The sequence below is a fragment of the Streptantibioticus rubrisoli genome (assembly GCF_024436055.1).
Lineage (GTDB): Bacteria > Actinomycetota > Actinomycetes > Streptomycetales > Streptomycetaceae > Streptantibioticus_A > Streptantibioticus_A rubrisoli.
Genome location: NZ_JANFNH010000007.1, coordinates 50,518 through 66,816 on the forward strand (window position 1 = coordinate 50,518; position 16,299 = coordinate 66,816).

The following is a 16,299-nucleotide window of genomic DNA, read 5'->3' on the forward strand; positions in this document are numbered from 1 at the left end:
GTACTGGTGCGCGCACATGAGCGTGGACACTCCACGGAGACTGCCCAGTTCAGGTCCTCGTTCGCGTCGGCCTGGGCCATCAGTGCGGTGAACACACCCTCCCCGGCGCCATCGACAGCCCACATCCGTAGTCGGTTGTGGACGCCCCGCCAGTTGCCGTAGCGCTCTCCGGCAGGTGGACCCACTGCGTTCTGGTCTGGAACTTGAAGGCGATCGCGTCGATTACCTCACGGTGATCACGCCACCGGCCACCCCGCTTCGGCGTACGGTCCGGGAGCAACGGCTCGATCCGCCGCCCACTGCCCATCAGCTAATGGCACACAGACGACCGGCTGATCCAAACGAAACTGCCTAAGAGCTGTCCCGTAAACGATCTTCGGTCAGTGTGGCGGCGTTCTTCCGGCGGGCGACGGTGACCTTGTGCAGGCGAACGATGCCGAGTAGACGGGCTGCACGTAGGCTGCCCCCTGGCTCGGCCTAGTCACTGGGACAGGCTCGCCTGGGGGTGATTTACCTGATAGCTCGTCATCGGTCTGTAGCTGCAGTAGCAGTGGCTCGCCGGGTGGGCAGAGCTCTGGGGCTGGTCGCCGCTGCGGCGGCCGTGCTGGCGGCGCTGCTGTTGTCGCCATTCGTACTGGAGGACATCTCCGGCTCCAAGGGGGTGGACTGGAACAGGTTGAGTCAGGTCGGCGCGGCGTACGGCTTCACGTCGGCGATCGTCTCGGCCCTCGCGTTGGCCGGCGTCGCTGCTTCGCTGGTTGTTCAGAACCGCCAGGCCAGGGCGGAGCAGGTCCAGGGAATCCGCAGTTACTACCTTGAGCTGGTCCGCCTGGAACTTGATGACATGGCGCTCTACCAGCCTGTTTGGGGCGCCACGGACATTGCCGATCCCCATGACCGCAAGCGGCATGTCTATGCCGATCTGATGATGAACTACGCGTGGATGGGCTTCGAAATAGGGACCATTCGCGAGCCTCTCCTGCGGGACATGCTGGCCGGGATGTTCACCGGAGAGGCTGGGCGGCACTACTGGAGCAGGGCCCAGATCTCATGGACCGCCAGCTCGTCCGGAAGCCGTATCGGTCGTCGATTCCTGGCCATCGTGGACGAGGAGCACGCTCGCGCTGTCGCTGCCGGACCACCAACGCCGTCGGCCGTCGCACCTCGTCCACCTGACGTGCCCGTCGCCGGAGCAGCGCCCGCATGGCGGACGTCAGTCGGCGCCCTGATCGGCCTGGGCGCTGGCCTGGCGCTCGGATCCCTCCTGCGCAGCCGACGCTAAAGGCTGTCATCCACGGGTTGGATGATCACGGTGTGACTGGTGTGATTACAGCGTCGGAGCCGTCTTGGATAGCCCCGTTCTCGGGTCTGAGCCCGCGCTGCTTCGGGAAGTTGGTGACCGCGCTACGGAGCGAGGGGGCCTACGCGGTTGGCAGGGGACGGCCCTGGAGCCTGTCCCTTGAGGACCGAGTGCTGCTGGTCGCGGCCTACTGGCGCACGAACCTGACAATGCGCCAGCTGGCCCTGCTGTTCGGCATCTCGAAGTCGGCGGCAGACCGGATCATCGACCACCTCGGCCCGCTGATGTCCCTGCAGCCGCGGCGCCGGTTCTCCAAAGACACCGTGCTGATAGTGGACGGCTACCTCGTGCCCACGCGTGACCACGAGGTAGCCGAGCAGTCCAAGAACTATCGGTACTCCACCAACCACCAGGTCGTGATCGACGCCGACAGCCGACTCGTCGTCGTGGTCGGTCGACCGCTACCCGGCAACCGCAACGACTGCAAGGCGTGGCAGCTGTCCGGAGTCAAGGACGCCGTCGGCAAGACCACGGTGATCGCAGACGGCGGCTACCGGGGCACCGGACTGGTGATTCCGCATCGCCGCGAGCGCGGTCAGACCGAACTGCCGGCGTGGAAAGAGGAACACAACGCCTCCCACCGCAAGGTCCGCGCCCGTGTCGAGCATGCCTTTGCCCGCATGAAGGGCTGGAAAATCCTCCGCGACTGCCGCCTGAAAGGCGACGGAGTCCACCACGCCATGCGCGGCATCGCCCGCCTGCACAACCTCGTCCTCACGGGGTAGGAACAGATCCCACCGGTCGGCCCACCGCACCCCTCAACCCGTAGAAGATCGTTTGCGGGGCAACCCTTAGGCGAACCGCGATACGTGTCCCGTCGCCGGTTACAGGGTCACGCTCCAGCCGCCTCGGGCAAGTGTGGTCTGTCCGTCCGGGGTGATCCGCACTGTGGCCCCGTAGACGGGCAGGGTGCCTTCCCGGTTGAGGCGGTGGCGGATGCGCTCGAACTCATCCCACAGGCGTCGTGGTCCCGTCTGGTGCACCTTGGGGGAGTCGAGGAACCCGGTGGCCGTGGCGCGTGCCCATGAGCCGTCCTCGTGCAGCAGCCACACCGTGCGCGTGTCGTCTTCCTCAGCCTTGCAGAAGTCGATCCCGGGAACGGTGAGTTGGAGCATGGAGAACACGGCCCAATCGTCCGGCGGGAACAGTAGCGGGTACCGGCTAGTGGTGATCTCCTCTCCGGCCGTGTCGGTGTCCTTGGCCTTGTCCCATACCTTGCTGAGGTGGTCGTCGTAGTCGTCGCCGTGGCGAGTGGCCATGAACCCGGCGCCCTCTGGGGCGGTGTGGCCGAACGCGCCGCCGTCTTCCGTCTTATCGGCCACGACGATTACGCCAGTACCGGCGATCGTCGTCACTAACCGACCGCCGGGCCGTAGCGCGGCAAGCCAGGAGGCGGGAATGCGGCGTACAGAGACGGTCGCGATGATTCGGTCATACGTACCGGGGAGGTCGCCAGTAGCGTCCACCGTGCGCACAGTCGGATAGAGGCCGATCGAGTCGAGGCGCTTCGACGCGGCCTCGGTCAGGTAGGGGTCGACATCCACGGCCGTAACGTGCTCCGCACCGAACCGGCGCGCCAGTAGGGCCGTTCCGTATCCGGTGCCGGTGCCCACGTCGAGAACCTTCACTCCCTCGGTGAGCATGGCGTGCCGGTACATCTGCACCAGCAGACCTGGCAGGGTGGATGACGAGGTGGGCAGCCCTACGGGGTGATCTTCGGGGTTTGCGTGGTCGGCGTGGTGCGGGCCGATCCTGGTCACGATCGTCTCGTTGGCGTAGACCCTCGCCATCCACGCTTCGGGATCATCCTCACCGATGCGCAAGGCCATATCGTCGCCGTGGCGTTCCCACCACCGGGGCACGAACACATGACGCGGGGTAGTGACGATCGGCCCGGACCAGCGCGAGCAGGAGTGAACGGTCTCGGAGGCGAGTTGCCGCGCTCGTGGTTCCCAGTCCATTAGCAGTTCCTAGCTGTCGTACTTGGGGTTGCACGCGGGAGTACGGGACGGATCACAGTCGTTAGAGTCCGCAGGAGTGCAGGCGCCGGTCATCCCCGGTGACGGCTGGCAGGAGTCTTCCTTGGGCGTGCACGAATCCGGTGCACACGCTGGGGTGCGGCGAGGGATGGACGCGGCGACCTTCGCCCATTGTGAGCCAGACAGCACCCCGGCCAGGCTCTCGGTTTTCACCGATCCAGCCGGGAGGAAGCGTCCGAGTACGCACGGCGTCACCGTACCGTCGGGCATGACGGCGGCGCGGCCGTTCGCGCAGTTCCCACATAACTCGCTGACGGACGGGAGAACCTTCGTCGCGTTTCCCACGCCGCGTACGCGGTCGGTTTGGATCTCGGTGACGCCGAGGGATTCCAAGTCGGCCCGTGCGGCGTCGATACGCTGCCCGTCGAGGATGTCAACGATCCCCACTTTGATCGGGATGTGGCGCCGGACGGCTTCGGTGATGTTCGCACGGGTTTTCGCGTGGCTGCCCGTCCGACCGGTCACGCGGTCGTGCTCCTCGGCCTGGTCGGAGTAATACGAGGTAGCCAGCGTGACCTTGGGATGCGTCAGCAGCTCCCACCACTCCTCTTTGATCCGGTACAGGTTGCTGTAGAGCTGCACGGTCAACCCCAAGTCGAGGGCGAAGCGCAGCAGGTGTTCCCAGCCGGGGCGCCGGGTGGGCTCACCACCGATGAACTGGACATGGTTCACGCCGAAGGTAGCGGCATCGTGGATCACCTTCTTCCAGTCCTCGTCAGTCATGGTGCCGTGCCCCTGCGTCGGGCCTGCCTGGGCATAGCAGTGCGAGGGGCAAGTGAGTTGGCAGTTCCCGGTGATCTCCAGTTCGAGGAACGTCACGGGCCTGGCGGTGCTGTCGAACAGTTCGTCACTGACCAGGGACTTGCCGGTCCGCAGGTCGATCGCTGTCGTTCCTGTCATGGTGCGTGATCCCTCCCTGTTGGAGTGGTGCACTGCACTTACTGACCCGCCCCGGCCCGTGAATCCAGACCGACGACCGGGGCGGGTACTGCGCCCGTCCTCACTCGACCGAGGAATGGCCGGACGGGCGTCTTGCTCCCGATCAGCTCCGTGTGATCTTGGGGTCCGGTCCGGGAAGATCGCTGGCAATCCGGCGGAGGTCCTCGGGGTGCCCGTATTGCTTGTGCAAGCGCATGGCCTCGGTGGTCGCTGCGACTCCATCCGCGTCACGGGCTTTGGTTAGCTTCCGAATCTGTTTGCAAAGCTTCGCGCACTGGACACAAGCGCCGGGGTCTACCTGCCCGGCACGGGGAGCAGTCAAGTTCAGAAGTTCCTGAACTGACATGTCGTTCCTTCCTGGTGCCCCATCTCTGCCGGATCCCCCGGGGGGCACCGGGGGTTTCGGGTCCATCCGGCAGAGACGGGGGGTCAACGGTGGGCGGTATGGCCTTGGTTATCGCTGTGTGGTCTGCACCTCTCACAGCCGCGCAGGCACGGCGGGTGGTAGGGACCGGGTAGGGAGACGACACCGGAACGCACGTCCAGGGCTCCTCCGTATTCCGTCCACCACCCCTGGGGAGACCCTTCGTACACGGCGTCTGCGAAGACGTCATGCGTGGGCATGCGGTCATCCATACTCATCAGCGGTTCGCGGTTTTGTGCGGGTGATTGGCAAGCTCCTGGCTGCACTGCCGGACGGTGATCGGGCTCCCCGCAGTCCGAGCTGCTTCTCGTTGCCGGGCCAGTGCGCCGCACACGTCGCACCCCTCTACCGGCACGGGTTCAAGGGGTGGTTCCGTCCGCGCCGGAGTGCTCACCGCGCCACCTCCACGCCGAGAATGGTGTGCGGGCCTACGTCTACGCCCATCGTTGCCAGCATCAGGGCACGTCGCCGTTGCCGCTGCTGCCGTTGCTCGTGAGCGAGCACGTACGGGCGGACGATGGGCAGCGCTTCCCCGTCCAGCAGCGTTGCCATTCGACGTGGTACCCGTGTTACCTGAGACGGCTTCACGGGTTCGGCGGAACGCTGGTGCGCACGGGCGTGACGGCCTGGCGGGCGGGGAGCGGACCAAGCCCTGACCCGCCCAAACCAACAAGCGATAAACTCACGCATGTTGACGCTCCTAGCTAGCGTTGGCCACGCCCCGGGACCGGTCGCACGGTCGCCGGGGTCCTTCTTGTAGCTGAGGGTCACCAACTCACCACAGGCGCAGTAGCCTAGGAAGACTTGAATCCCATCGTTCAAGTCCTGGCAGGGATTCGTGCCTGTCTAGGGCGCCGTAAGGGGAGGTCAGGGGATGGCTGGGGAGGGTCGGCCCGAAAACTTGACTCCGCTGGAGCGGTTCGGAGTTGAGGTCAGGGAGGTCCGCCGGGGGCGGAAGATCACGCAGAAGCACTTAGCCACTATTGCCGGGTACTCCGAGGGGTACGTGAGCAAGGTTGAGTCCGGCACGATCATGCCTTCTCAAAAGTTCGCCGATGCCTGCGACTTGGCGTTTGGAACGAACGGTCTATTTAGGCGCTTACGGAACCATATCCAGGAGGGAGACAGTCCCACATGGTTTGTTTCGTATCTAGAGCTGGAACGAAAAGCCTTGCGCGTCCTGGACTTTTCAGCGACGCAGATTATGGGCATGCTGCAAACGGAAGATTACGCCCGGGCAATCTACCGTGCGGGGCGTGCTCGTGAGTCCGAAGAGCGGATTCAGGGCTTGGCGCGGGCGCGAGTTCGACGACGCGAAGTCTTAGAGCAGGACAGGCCACCACTGCTGTGGGTCGTCCTGCATGAGGCATGTCTACGGACTCCTGTGGGTGGCCGACGCACCATGGCTGACCAGCTTGAACACCTTGTCACGTGGGCCTCGGGGCCAAGGGTCGACATACAGATCATCCGGCACTCGACTGGTGCCGCTGCTGCTCACTCGCTTCCATTCACAGTGCTGACCTTTGCCGGTGAGCCTGCCATCCTGTACGCGGAAGATGTTCAAGGGGGGAGGCTTTACCGCTCACCGGAAGCTGTCGACAGGGCCATGGAAAACTATGATCGTCTGCGAGCGAACGCCATGTCACCTGACGATTCGATTCATTTTGTCCAGAGTCTACTCAAGGAATACACGTCATGAGCAATGCCCAAAACACTGATACCGCTATCTGGATCACGTCGTCCTATAGCTCATCCAATGGGGGACAGTGCGTTGAGGTTGCTGCGCAGCCCTCCGGCGTCCGCGTTCGCGACTCCAAGGATCCCGCTGGGCCTGTGCTGACGTTCAAGGCGTCGGCCTGGGCGCAGTTCGCGGACGCGGTGAAGAGTGGGGAGCTGTCGACAAGCTGATCCAGATGTAGGCATTGACGTTCCCGCCCCGAGTAGTCGAGGGATCACGGAGCCTCGGTCGTCTCTGTGGCGATCCGGGGCTCCTTGCATGGCGTGTAAGCGGCGGAAGGGGCGGCCTGCCGGAGTCCAGTCGGTTCGGCGGCACCACGATACTTAGGCAGGGGACCAGGTAGCCTGTTGACTGCTCCCCTGCCTAAGTTGCAAGCTGGATCTCCCTGGGCGTGCGCCACAAGGGGCGTTCGCTGGCGATTCAAGGGGTGTTCTGTGCGACGAACAAGTGTGACGGTGCGTCAGCGCCTACGGGGGCTGGTCCTGGTTGGCGCCGTGGTGTCCGGTCTGGGCCTGGTCGGGTCCGTGGCCATTCCGGCCGTAGCCGCTATGCCTTCCGATGGGGGCAGCTCGCTGGTGGCCGGTCCGGCTGCCGGGGAGATCAGCGCTCCGGTGCCGGTGCTGGTGGACGGTCTGCGGCTGCGTACGGCTGGCAACTTGAACGGTGACGTTGAGGGGCTGCTGTACACCAGTGATCAGGTCAACGTGATCGCTTCAAGCACCGACATGGACGGCGGCACCTGGTATGAGGTGTCGCTTCCCGAAGCGAGCGCGGGCGGTCTGGACTCCGGGGCGGTCGGCTGGGTCTACGCGGCCTATGTCGGCACTCCCAGCACGGTGTCTGGGGATGGCTACTACGGTCCGGGCAACCCGGTGGCCGGTCACGACTGAGGTGGGCCTCCTCCTTCGCCCCAACTTAGGCAGGGGACCAGTCCTCTGACTGTCTACGTGTGGCGCCGGGCGGGTCTCGGCGCCACACATCCACGATCAAGGGGGTAGCAGTGCGTTTTGTTCGTACATGTGTGAGCGCTGTGGGGGCGGCCATTGTGGTGCTGGTGGCGTTGGGTCTGGGGGTGGCTCCAGCGAACGCTGTCGCTCCGGCTGCTGCGTCCGCTGTGGTGGTCCACCATGAGCGGTTGATGCCGCGCGATACCTATACGACTGAGATCGATACGGACGGCGTAAGGCTGCACTCGGGTGCGGGTTCTGGCTCGGTCGTCGGGTTGCTGTACAGCGGTGACTCGGTGGAAGTCCTGACCACATCGGGGAGTTGGGCGCGGGTTTACCTCACCTTTGAAAGCTCTGGCGGGCTGCCTGCTGGGTCGGCGGGTTGGGTGTGGGATGGCTACTTGGCCTGCGCCCCCTCGACGCCTACGGGTGGGGTCTGCGGCTAGGGCTCCTCGTCGGCATCGGCCGCAGCCGGTGTTGCTCGTCCTCGTCTGCCTGGTCCAACTTCGTGCCGCTGGATGCCTCAGCCCAAGACAGGCAACCACGGCGATACGGTGTGCCGACCGGGCAGGCGCGCGTGTGCCACCTGCACCCCCGCCGGTAGGTACCACTCCTCCATGGTTTTTTCGTCACGGCCGGTACCGCCCGAGACTCCGCAACCGGAAGTGCTGCCTACGGTCCGCAGGTGCGCACGTGCGTGTCACGCGAAGCGAGCGCAACCGGTTCCGGTCAGCACGCGTCGGCCTGCACGCTGTTGGCGGCGCGTAGGGGAAAACCGGCTGGTCAGAAGGATATGAATCACGACTAGCCCTCGTCAGTGGCCGGTATGAGGCGTACGATTTGAGATTCCCCTGAGGTCTGTGTGACCGGCTAGGGGACGTCAACTCGCCTTACCTGATGCGGCCTTGAGCGCGTGGACGGCGCGGCGGCGCGGCATCATCAGCGACTCCGGGGCGCCGTGGGGGGTCCTGGGATGGGAGTGTTGCGGTGGACGGCGCGGCCACCTGGCAGGAAGATTTCGATGATGGCGAGTACCGCCCTGAGGTGGACTACGCCGAACGATGGGCGGAAGCGCAGACAGCAGCGGAAAGACTGATGCGTGCGCTGGAACAAGCGGGGATTGAGGTTGAGGGCCACCCGGTACGGCTGCGACCGCATATGAGCGCGTCGGGACGGCCGTGGGTGAAACTCACCGCCCGGTCTGCGGATCTCCTCGTGGCTTACCTGGTGTCGATGGAGACTTGCCCGAAATGAGTCGGGTGTGACTCACCTACTGCCCCCAACACCCAACCCCCCGGCGGGGGCGGAATCCGCGGTGCCACTCCGGACGGGAGGAACGACATGACCTGGAAGAACCGAGCCGGTCACCGGGTATGGGTAGAGGTGACGACGCGGGGAGAGTTTCTCCGCTGCGACGGCTGCCGGACGCGGAAGTTGATCACGGGCGTTCAACCGAGCCGGTTTACCGCCCAGCAGCACGCAGACACGTGCAACCGCTGACGCCCGACAGCGCAGGCCTGGTGGTCGCCGCCCTAGGTCCTGCACTGCGATAGGGAACAACGCGCCCCCGCTGGCTGATGCTGGCGGGGGCTTCGTACTGCTCGGGTGGTGGCTTTCGCGCGCGACGCACGCCCCGGCGACCGACCGGAACGGCGGAACGTCGCATGCCGGGCGGGCGTCGGGGCGGGCGGCGCGCGCCGTAAGGCGCGCGCCCTTGAGTAAGTAGAGAAAAGTTACTCCGCTGCGCCTTCGGCCTTGCGCGGGCGCTTGGCCTTGGTCCTGGTCGCGGTGAGAGGGAACGCTAGGGAGGTGCGAGCGGCGGAGCAGCGCAGTTGCTCCGCTATCAGCGGTCGTTCGTCGTGGTGCGTGACGCGGTAGGTGATCAAAACCGTCGGGCCTGTATCGCCCAGGGCCATTGCCACCTGCTCATCCGGTAGCGCGGGCCTCGCAGTCACGTACTCGGTCCACGCAAGATCCTCATGTCCGGCGTCCCGCAGCTCGGTGTAGAGCTCGGTTACGGGCATGGTCGGGGTGTTGATCACGCTGGGTGCGGTGGTCGCCAGATCCATGGGAATGATCAGCGCATGCAGTGCCCGATGCCCTGCATCGTCCACCAACACCCGGGTCACCCTTAGAGCCTCGTCCTCGTCGTTCGGATCCCGCCCAAGGAATGACGCTGACATACCGTCAATGACCGTGCGCTCTACCTTCGGTTCGCCTACCTGGGTGTAGCCGTGCTCCTGGTGGCGGCGGCCGGTGCGCGTGATCTGGCGCGTGATCGTCGCTGCCGGGGCGGAACCTGCCAGCACGAAGGTGCCTCGGCCCTGCTGCCGCTCCACCAGCCCTCGGTTTCTCAGCTCCTGGAGGGCGTAACGAACGGTGTTCTTGCTGACACCCCATTTGGCGATCATTTCCGACTCTGAGGGGAGACGGGATCCGGGGGCGTAGGTACCGGCTGCGATCTCGTCAGCGTAGTAGCTGGCGATCTGCTGGAACCGTGCGACTGGCGGCTGTAGCTCCACGACGCGGATGCCTCCTCGGGCGGGGTGTCAGACCTACGTGGCATAAGGCGCGCTTCTCCACTTACACAGGGGACAGGATAGGTGCTCGCCTAGACCTGCACACGGGCGCATGGGGGGCGCACCTGGCGCACCTAGGCAGGGGATAGCGGCGATCTTAGGCAGGGGACCAGTGGACCAGGGAACCTGTGGGCGAGTGGACACGTTAGGCGGGTAGGGCTTCGGCCCGACCTACCGGAAGGGAGAGAACATGCAAAAGCCGATAGCGGCGGACCGGTTTGATGCCGCGCTCTGCATGGTCCCGCCGCGTCAGCGCACAGATCAGGCGGGGCGTCCGCGCAAGGATGCGGACGGTGTCGTCCAGTGGCTGGTCACCGTTGCGGTCACCGCGACCAAAGGCAACCGCATCGAATCTGAAACGATCGATATCGTCGTCCCGGGCGAACCACAGGGCATCACCGTGGGCATGCCGGTCACGATCACGGACCTGTGGCATAACGACTGGACGATAGACGGGCGGTCTGGCGCTACCTGGTCGGCGGCGGACATCACCCCCGCCACCCCCAGCACCCCACCTACCTCCGCTCCGACCGCGCGGGGCAGCAAGGGGGGTGATGGCTGATGCTGACCCCCAACGATGAACATCAGTTCCACGTCCTCATGGACGACCTGCGGTCGCTGACCGGATGTCGGGCGCTTCTGGAGACGGAAACCGACTTGGCTACCGTCCAGTTCTTGCTGTCGCTGGTGGGGCAACGCGGTGAAGACGCCTCGGAGCGTGCGCGGCTGCTGCTGGCGCGGATCCGAGCCTCGGACGCGGGAGACTAGCCATGGATGCGCACTATCTCTGGCTCGTCGTCCTCGTCCTGGCGGCGGTCGCCTACCTGACGCGACGGCGCTGGGAACCCTGGCTCGCCGGGCGCGGTATCGACGTGCGGAGTATCCCCTGGCGCTGGTACCTGCTCGGCTACCCGGCAACCGTGATCCGAATGCGGCTGACATGGCGTCAGACCTGCCTGCTGAATGACTTGTCCATATCCCCGCGCGGGAACCGGGGGGTTCTCGGGGGCCTGGTCGTCCAGGGCAGTGCGCTGCGGCAGATCCCGCCACGACTGGGATTGCCTCGGCCCACCCGCGGGGGCCTGGTCGTCCGCATCGGCCTGCATGCCGGGCAAACACCATCCCCGTTCTATCGGGCGGTAGACGCTCTGGCACATGCATGGGCGGTCTACGGGGTGCGTGTCAGCTCCCCGGAACGTGGCTACGTGGTGCTGACCGTCACCGCCCGCGATCCCCTGGCCGGTGCGGCGACCGAGGAAACCGAGCGGGCGCAACCTCCTCGACTGCTGGTCGCGCGGGTCGGTCGCCTGGAAAGCGGCGGCGGCTGGCTGATCGATTTCCGGATGGTCGCTCACTGGCTGGTCGTCGGCGCTACCCGATCCGGCAAATCCACCTGGCTCGGTGCACTGCTGGTCGCGCTCGCCGGACAACCGGTGGCCCTGGTCGGCATCGACTGTAAAGGCGGGCTGGAACTGTCGCCATGGCTCCCCCGACTGTCCGCGCTGGCCATCAACCGGAAACAGGCCAGATCGCTCCTCGATGCGCTGGCCACAGAGCTGGACAAGCGCATGGCCGTGTGCCGGATAGCCGGGGTGCGCAACATCTGGGAGTTGAGCGACGATGAACGCCCGGTGCCCCTGGTCCTGGTCGTGGATGAGATAGCGGAGCTGTACCTGTCGGACGGATCCAGGGAAGCCCGAGACGAGGTCACGGCGTGCTCGGTGCTGCTGCTGCGGCTGGCACAACTCGGCGCCGCTCTCGGACTTCACCTCGTGGTCGCCGGTCAGCGATTCGGCGCCGAACTCGGTCCCGGAGTAACGGCGCTGCGGGCTCAACTCTCCGGACGCATAGCGCACCGCGTGAACGATCCGACGACGGCGGAAATGGCACTCGGCGACATGGCACCAGACGCCGTCGACGCCGCCCAGATGATCACCGAGCACGAACAAGGGGTGGCGATCACCACCATTGGCGGCCGGTGGCTGCGGGCTCGCTCCCACATGGTCACCACCGATGAGGCGCGCGCTATCGCTGCCCAACACGCAGACCTTCGGCCGGACTTCCCGGCACTTGTATCCGCCACAGCAGAAGGAATCGAGGCGGAATGAAAACAACACCCCTCAACCCGGCAGAAATCTACGTCGTTGAGATCGTCCTGTTCACTATCTGGTTCATGGCCGTACGAAGCAAGGAAATCCGCGTATGGATGGTCGTCGTCATCGGCGTCTTCTTCTTCGAAATCGGCATGACCCCCGTGGGCTACGGCGTCGCCTGGGTCGTCAACGGAATCTTGCATCTCTTCCTCCCCTGAACGGGGGGACGCGCCAACTGTCCACGTGCGGCGGGGACTTGCCCTCCGCGACCGACAAGGAACCCATGGCTTCCCCACCCCATTCCAGTCTCCGCGCCGTGCGTTGGGGCGCTCCTCTTGGAAGGTCTCCGCCGTGATCGGTAACCCCCACATCGACACTCAAGCGCGGCGCTCAGTTCTCGAACAGACTGAGCGCCAGCGCACGCTTTCCCCCACCATCGCCGATATGGTCCGCGTAGCCAACGAGCCGGGCTTTCGCCGGTGGCTGGAACAAATACGCGCTACCGGCGGCTGCGCACACCCCATTTACCTATCCGGGCATACCACCTGGGCTGACCCGGTATCCGGCGACATCATTCGGCGCTACTCCACCGAATCCGAGCCTGCCGGGCGGCTTGCCCTGCGGTGCAACAACCGGCGGTCCTCGCGCTGTGAGCCGTGCTCCTACCTGCACGCTGGCGACACGTACCACCTGGTGCGCTCGGGCCTGACCGGCGGTAAGGGTGTCCCGGCCGAAGTCCGAGAGCATCCCCGGTTGTTCGTGACGCTGACAGCTCCGTCCTTCGGCAGGGTGCACCGTGCGGACGGCCGGTGCCATCCTCGACGCCACGGCGGCCTGTGCGATCACGGGCGCCCGCTCGGCTGCGGCCAGACCCACCAAGACACCGACGCTTGCGTCGGCCAGCCGCTGTGCCCGGACTGCTACGACTACGCGGGGCACGTGCTCTGGCATGCCCTGGCAGGCACGCTGTGGTCCCGCTGGGCACACGCCGTACGGCGTCACCTGGCGACCGCTGCGGGCATCCCACAGACTCATTTCCCGCGCTACGCCCGACTGTCATTCGCCAAAGTCGCGGAGTTCCAACGGCGCGGCGCCGTGCACTTTCACGCGGTCATACGCCTCGACGGACCAGACGGCCCGGACACGCCCCCACCGCCATGGGGCACCGCCGAACGGCTGCAAGAGGCGGTCCTAGCGGCCACTGGGCAGGTAGCTGTGCACGCCCCCTACTCGCCAGCCGTCGGCGACCGAGTCGTCAAGTGGGGCACACAAGTAGACGTACACCCGATACAAGCGGTCGGCGACGCGGTGGTAAGCGATGACACGGTAGCGGCGTACGTCGCGAAATACACATCGAAAAGCGTGGGCGACGCGGGCGGCACAGACCAACGCGTCACCTCCTTAGCGGAAATATCAATCGTAGCCGTAAGTCCGCACATACGGGCACTCATGAGGGCATGCTGGCGGCTCGGCGGCCTAGTCGAATTCGCTGACCTCAACCTGCGGGCATGGGCTCACACACTCGGATTTCGCGGCCACGTACTCACCAAATCACGTTCCTACTCCACCACCTATACCGCTCTGCGCTCCGCCCGTGCGGACCACCAACGGCAGGTTGCGGGCGAAACGGCTTCGGGAGTGGTGGTCGTTGAGTCGGCCTGGCGGTACGTCACCAGCGGTCACACGCTCGGGCAAGCCTGGTTCGCGAAAGCCATCGCAGACCAGCAGGCGCATGCTCGCAATGACGCCAGAGACGCGCGGGCCGTGAGGTGTTTCGATGTCGCAGCATAAGCGCGACGAAGAGGCATTGGATTGGGAGTGGGCGAGGAACCATGCCCGGAAGGCTCCCAAATGGTCCGATGAGAAGTGGCGGCGAATGAACTCACTCTTGCGCATAGCGGTGTCGGATTGCACCGAGTCACGCCGCCACTATCCCTCTGCCTCGTAGCACTGTTAAATGGATCCTGCTGTTAGTCGCTTTCAGCGGTCAGCGGGACTAGGCGCTCACGCAGTGGCACCCGTGAGCCCTTACCAACCGGCAGAACGACAATGGCCGTAAATGCTTGTTCTACATAGGCCCGCTTCTCCGCAAGCGTGATGTCCGGCCGTGCCCACTCCTTGGCAATGTCGATGGGGCGCCCTTGGTTCGCCAGAGCCTTGCGCTGCCAAGCGTTACGCGCTTTCTTGAGCTGCTGCTCCTCGGCTTCGTACTCGGCCAGATCCCTGTAGTACCGTTCGGCACTGATCTGGCGATTCCTGCGGGCCTGCTTCAAGTCCTCGATGTCTTCGTGGACCCTGGCTAGCTGCTCCTCTTTCGGCCACGGTTCGGCGGCTGTGACAGCCTGACGCCTTTTGGCTTGCTCCTCATGGTGTGCAATCAAGAGTTTCTTAACCAATTCGTCGGTCTGCGGTCCGGCTATGGACACGCCCCCACATCCCTGGCCGGTGGCCTTGCCCGCGCACATGTAGTAGAAATGCCCTTCTGGCTTTCCGTGACTTGGCGGTGCCTTCATGGCGCGGAGCTTCGCTCCACAGTTGTCCTTACCACATCGCAGGGTGCCAGTCAGAAGGTACTTGCGCGCGTTGTGACCACTGCCGCGCTTCGGCCCCTCTTCAAGAATCGCGGTGATCGCCTGCCACTCGGCGACCGTCAGAATCGGCTGGTGCTGCCCAACAACTGGTTTCCCTTCGTCGTCGTAGACAGCAACGATGCTCCAACTTTCAGTACCTGTCTCGGGGTTGAACTCAACGGCGGTTCGAGAACGATAGCCGCAGATACGCGGATTACTCATCACCTCTTGCAGCACACGCACGGACCACTTCTTCCCCTTAGCGGATACGATTCCCTTCTCGTTCCACTCCGCCACGATCGCGTACCACGGGGCTCCATCGATAAGGCGTTTCGCAGCGTCGCGGATGAGCTTCGCTTGATCGGGCTCTACCGTCCGCCGGTCTTCCTTCCAACCAAACGGGCGGGTTCCGCCTGCTGGGATACCTTTCTGCTGCATGGCCTTGTGCTTCCGCTTCACTCGTCGGGAGGTGTCCGCCGATTGCTTGTTCGCCATGGCGACGATTACGCGGGCCATCGCCCGACCGTTGTCCGTCAGAAGGTCCAAGGTACCGGTGATGTCGATGATCGGCCGGTGGTAGTGCTCGACCGTCTCTATGGCGTCTTCTAGATGCCGGGGGTCACGGGTCAACCGGTCCACGTCATACACGATGAGGCCGTCGACTCGTTCGCCGTTCGGGGCTCGTCCCGCTTTGAGATCGCCTAGGGCTCCTTCGAACACGGGGCGTACGACGCGGTAGGCGACTCGTCCATCGGGAAGGCGTACACGCCTGCGCTTCCACGCGGACGTGTCCGGTTCGGTGTAGACGAAGACGACGCGACCGCCGCGAGCCTCGATGAACTCTCGGCTGTCCTTCTCCTGCTCGGCCGTGCTCTTGATGTCCCGGCCGGTCATGTAGCGGTTGGCTGACTTGCCGTCAGGTTCTAACTCCTCGCCTTCTGTCTCCTCGGTTGAAAGGCGGGTCAGTACGGCGAAGTTCATACCGTCGAAGTGGCCCCACTGCGCACGCTGGATCAGTTCGTCGCTCATACCTAGAAACTACATTCAGCGACCTGCTGACCGCCGTAGGTGAACGAGTTCTGCACCTCGGCCGCGTCGTTGGCCCAGAACTGGAAGGCGGCGCCGGTGGTGTAGACGGCGGCGAAGATCGCGGCGCCGCTGACCAGCATCACCGGGACGAGGGCCACGTTGACCGCCGTCCACGCCACCTGGATCCGGGTGGCCGACCAGCCGAGCACCACCGCCGCCTGGCTGATCCGACCGAGCCTGCGCAGCGCGAAGCGGTCGGCGGTGGCCTGCGCGTAGACCGGGACCGGCCGCACCAGCAGGGTGTCCAGCGTGCCGTCCCGCACTCGCCGCCCGAGCTGGTCCAGGTTGCCGACCGCGAGGTCCGCCAGGCCCAGGGCGACGCCCGAACTCCCGTACAGGAAGGCGGTTTCGGTGAGCGTGAAGCCGCCGAGCACCCGGGTGTGGCCGAAGATGATGGCCACCGCCGCGAAGTCCAGCGCGGTCATCGCGAAGTTGCCCACCGTCATCAGGACGAACGAGGTGCGGTAGACCATCGTGGAGCGGATCCACATCCCGGCGATCAGCAGGTACGCGCGCACCCC

General features: G+C 65.1%; 18 protein-coding genes and 1 pseudogene. 12 read left to right on the forward strand and 7 right to left on the reverse strand.

The genetic code is table 11. From position 1 onward, the window contains the following. Nucleotides 1–79: 79 nt before the first annotated feature. Nucleotides 80–307, reverse strand: a complete 228-nt coding sequence (locus NON19_RS33625; protein WP_372514072.1) for a transposase — start codon at nt 305–307, stop codon at nt 80–82. Nucleotides 308–562: 255 nt separating this feature from the next. On the opposite strand from NON19_RS33625, the gene NON19_RS10475 reads away from it, so the two are divergent. Next, complete coding sequence (locus NON19_RS10475; RefSeq protein ID WP_255926614.1) at nt 563–1,282, forward strand: DUF6082 family protein; 720 nt, start codon at nt 563–565, stop codon at nt 1,280–1,282. A gap of 32 nt (nt 1,283–1,314) precedes the next feature. Then, on the forward strand, nt 1,315–2,085 hold the full coding sequence (locus NON19_RS10480) for a transposase (RefSeq protein ID WP_255926615.1): 771 nt from the start codon (nt 1,315–1,317) through the stop codon (nt 2,083–2,085). Nucleotides 2,086–2,184: 99 nt separating this feature from the next. Here NON19_RS10480 and NON19_RS10485 read toward each other — a convergent pair whose 3' ends face one another. From NON19_RS10485 to NON19_RS10495, 3 genes are all read right to left on the reverse strand, one after another. Continuing rightward, complete coding sequence (locus NON19_RS10485) at nt 2,185–3,321, reverse strand: methyltransferase domain-containing protein (protein ID WP_255926617.1); 1,137 nt, start codon at nt 3,319–3,321, stop codon at nt 2,185–2,187. Nucleotides 3,322–3,330: 9 nt separating this feature from the next. After that, the gene (locus tag NON19_RS10490; RefSeq protein ID WP_255926619.1) at nt 3,331–4,299 is read right to left on the reverse strand and encodes a radical SAM/SPASM domain-containing protein; all 969 of its coding nucleotides are present in this window, start codon (nt 4,297–4,299) and stop codon (nt 3,331–3,333) included. An 853-nt stretch (nt 4,300–5,152) separates the two neighbouring features. Beyond that, nucleotides 5,153–5,314, reverse strand: coding sequence for a hypothetical protein (locus NON19_RS10495; RefSeq protein ID WP_255926621.1), 162 nt, complete (start codon nt 5,312–5,314; stop codon nt 5,153–5,155). A 322-nt stretch (nt 5,315–5,636) separates the two neighbouring features. Here NON19_RS10495 and NON19_RS10500 point away from each other — a divergent pair, with 322 nt between their 5' ends. The 5 genes from NON19_RS10500 to NON19_RS10515 all read left to right on the forward strand — a co-directional run bounded on the left by NON19_RS10500 (nt 5,637) and on the right by NON19_RS10515 (nt 8,701). Next, nucleotides 5,637–6,461: a helix-turn-helix domain-containing protein gene (locus tag NON19_RS10500; RefSeq protein ID WP_255926623.1), complete on the forward strand. Its 825-nt coding sequence runs from the start codon at nt 5,637–5,639 to the stop codon at nt 6,459–6,461. Next, nucleotides 6,458–6,670: a DUF397 domain-containing protein gene (locus tag NON19_RS10505; protein ID WP_255926625.1), complete on the forward strand. Its 213-nt coding sequence runs from the start codon at nt 6,458–6,460 to the stop codon at nt 6,668–6,670. Before NON19_RS10500 ends, NON19_RS10505 begins: the two co-directional genes overlap by 4 nt. Nucleotides 6,671–6,934: 264 nt before the next feature. After that, nucleotides 6,935–7,390 (forward strand): SH3 domain-containing protein, encoded by a 456-nt coding sequence (locus tag NON19_RS10510; RefSeq protein ID WP_255926627.1) that lies wholly within the window; start codon nt 6,935–6,937, stop codon nt 7,388–7,390. 248 nt (nt 7,391–7,638) lie between these two features. Then, complete coding sequence (locus NON19_RS33630) at nt 7,639–7,893, forward strand: SH3 domain-containing protein (RefSeq protein ID WP_372514082.1); 255 nt, start codon at nt 7,639–7,641, stop codon at nt 7,891–7,893. Nucleotides 7,894–8,434: 541 nt separating this feature from the next. Then, entirely contained in the window at nt 8,435–8,701 is a 267-nt protein-coding gene (locus NON19_RS10515) for a hypothetical protein (protein WP_255926629.1), read from the forward strand. A 479-nt stretch (nt 8,702–9,180) separates the two neighbouring features. Here NON19_RS10515 and NON19_RS10520 read toward each other — a convergent pair whose 3' ends face one another. Next, a complete protein-coding gene (locus NON19_RS10520) occupies nt 9,181–9,969 on the reverse strand; it encodes a GntR family transcriptional regulator (protein WP_255926631.1) in 789 nt (262 codons plus the stop codon). Between the two features lie 247 nt (nt 9,970–10,216). Between NON19_RS10520 and NON19_RS10525 the strand changes: the two genes are divergently transcribed. The 5 genes from NON19_RS10525 to NON19_RS33370 all read left to right on the forward strand — a co-directional run bounded on the left by NON19_RS10525 (nt 10,217) and on the right by NON19_RS33370 (nt 13,910). Beyond that, entirely contained in the window at nt 10,217–10,588 is a 372-nt protein-coding gene (locus tag NON19_RS10525) for a hypothetical protein (RefSeq protein WP_255926633.1), read from the forward strand. Next, nucleotides 10,588–10,794 (forward strand): hypothetical protein, encoded by a 207-nt coding sequence (locus tag NON19_RS10530; RefSeq protein ID WP_255926635.1) that lies wholly within the window; start codon nt 10,588–10,590, stop codon nt 10,792–10,794. The genes NON19_RS10525 and NON19_RS10530 overlap by 1 nt, the downstream gene beginning before the upstream one ends. A 2-nt stretch (nt 10,795–10,796) precedes the next feature. Continuing rightward, nucleotides 10,797–12,134, forward strand: a complete 1,338-nt coding sequence (locus NON19_RS10535; protein WP_255926637.1) for an FtsK/SpoIIIE domain-containing protein — start codon at nt 10,797–10,799, stop codon at nt 12,132–12,134. Continuing rightward, entirely contained in the window at nt 12,131–12,337 is a 207-nt protein-coding gene (locus tag NON19_RS10540) for a hypothetical protein (RefSeq protein WP_255926639.1), read from the forward strand. The genes NON19_RS10535 and NON19_RS10540 overlap by 4 nt, the downstream gene beginning before the upstream one ends. A gap of 226 nt (nt 12,338–12,563) precedes the next feature. Further along, nucleotides 12,564–13,910: a replication initiator gene (locus NON19_RS33370; protein ID WP_308213672.1), complete on the forward strand. Its 1,347-nt coding sequence runs from the start codon at nt 12,564–12,566 to the stop codon at nt 13,908–13,910. Nucleotides 13,911–14,089: 179 nt separating this feature from the next. Here the strand turns inward: NON19_RS33370 and NON19_RS10545 are convergent, their stop codons facing one another. Then, nucleotides 14,090–15,718, reverse strand: a complete 1,629-nt coding sequence (locus NON19_RS10545) for a recombinase family protein (protein ID WP_255926641.1) — start codon at nt 15,716–15,718, stop codon at nt 14,090–14,092. A gap of 14 nt (nt 15,719–15,732) precedes the next feature. Continuing rightward, nucleotides 15,733–16,269, reverse strand: a pseudogene (locus tag NON19_RS10550) (ABC transporter permease); the annotation flags it as partial. Between the last annotated feature and the right edge of the window lie 30 nt (nt 16,270–16,299).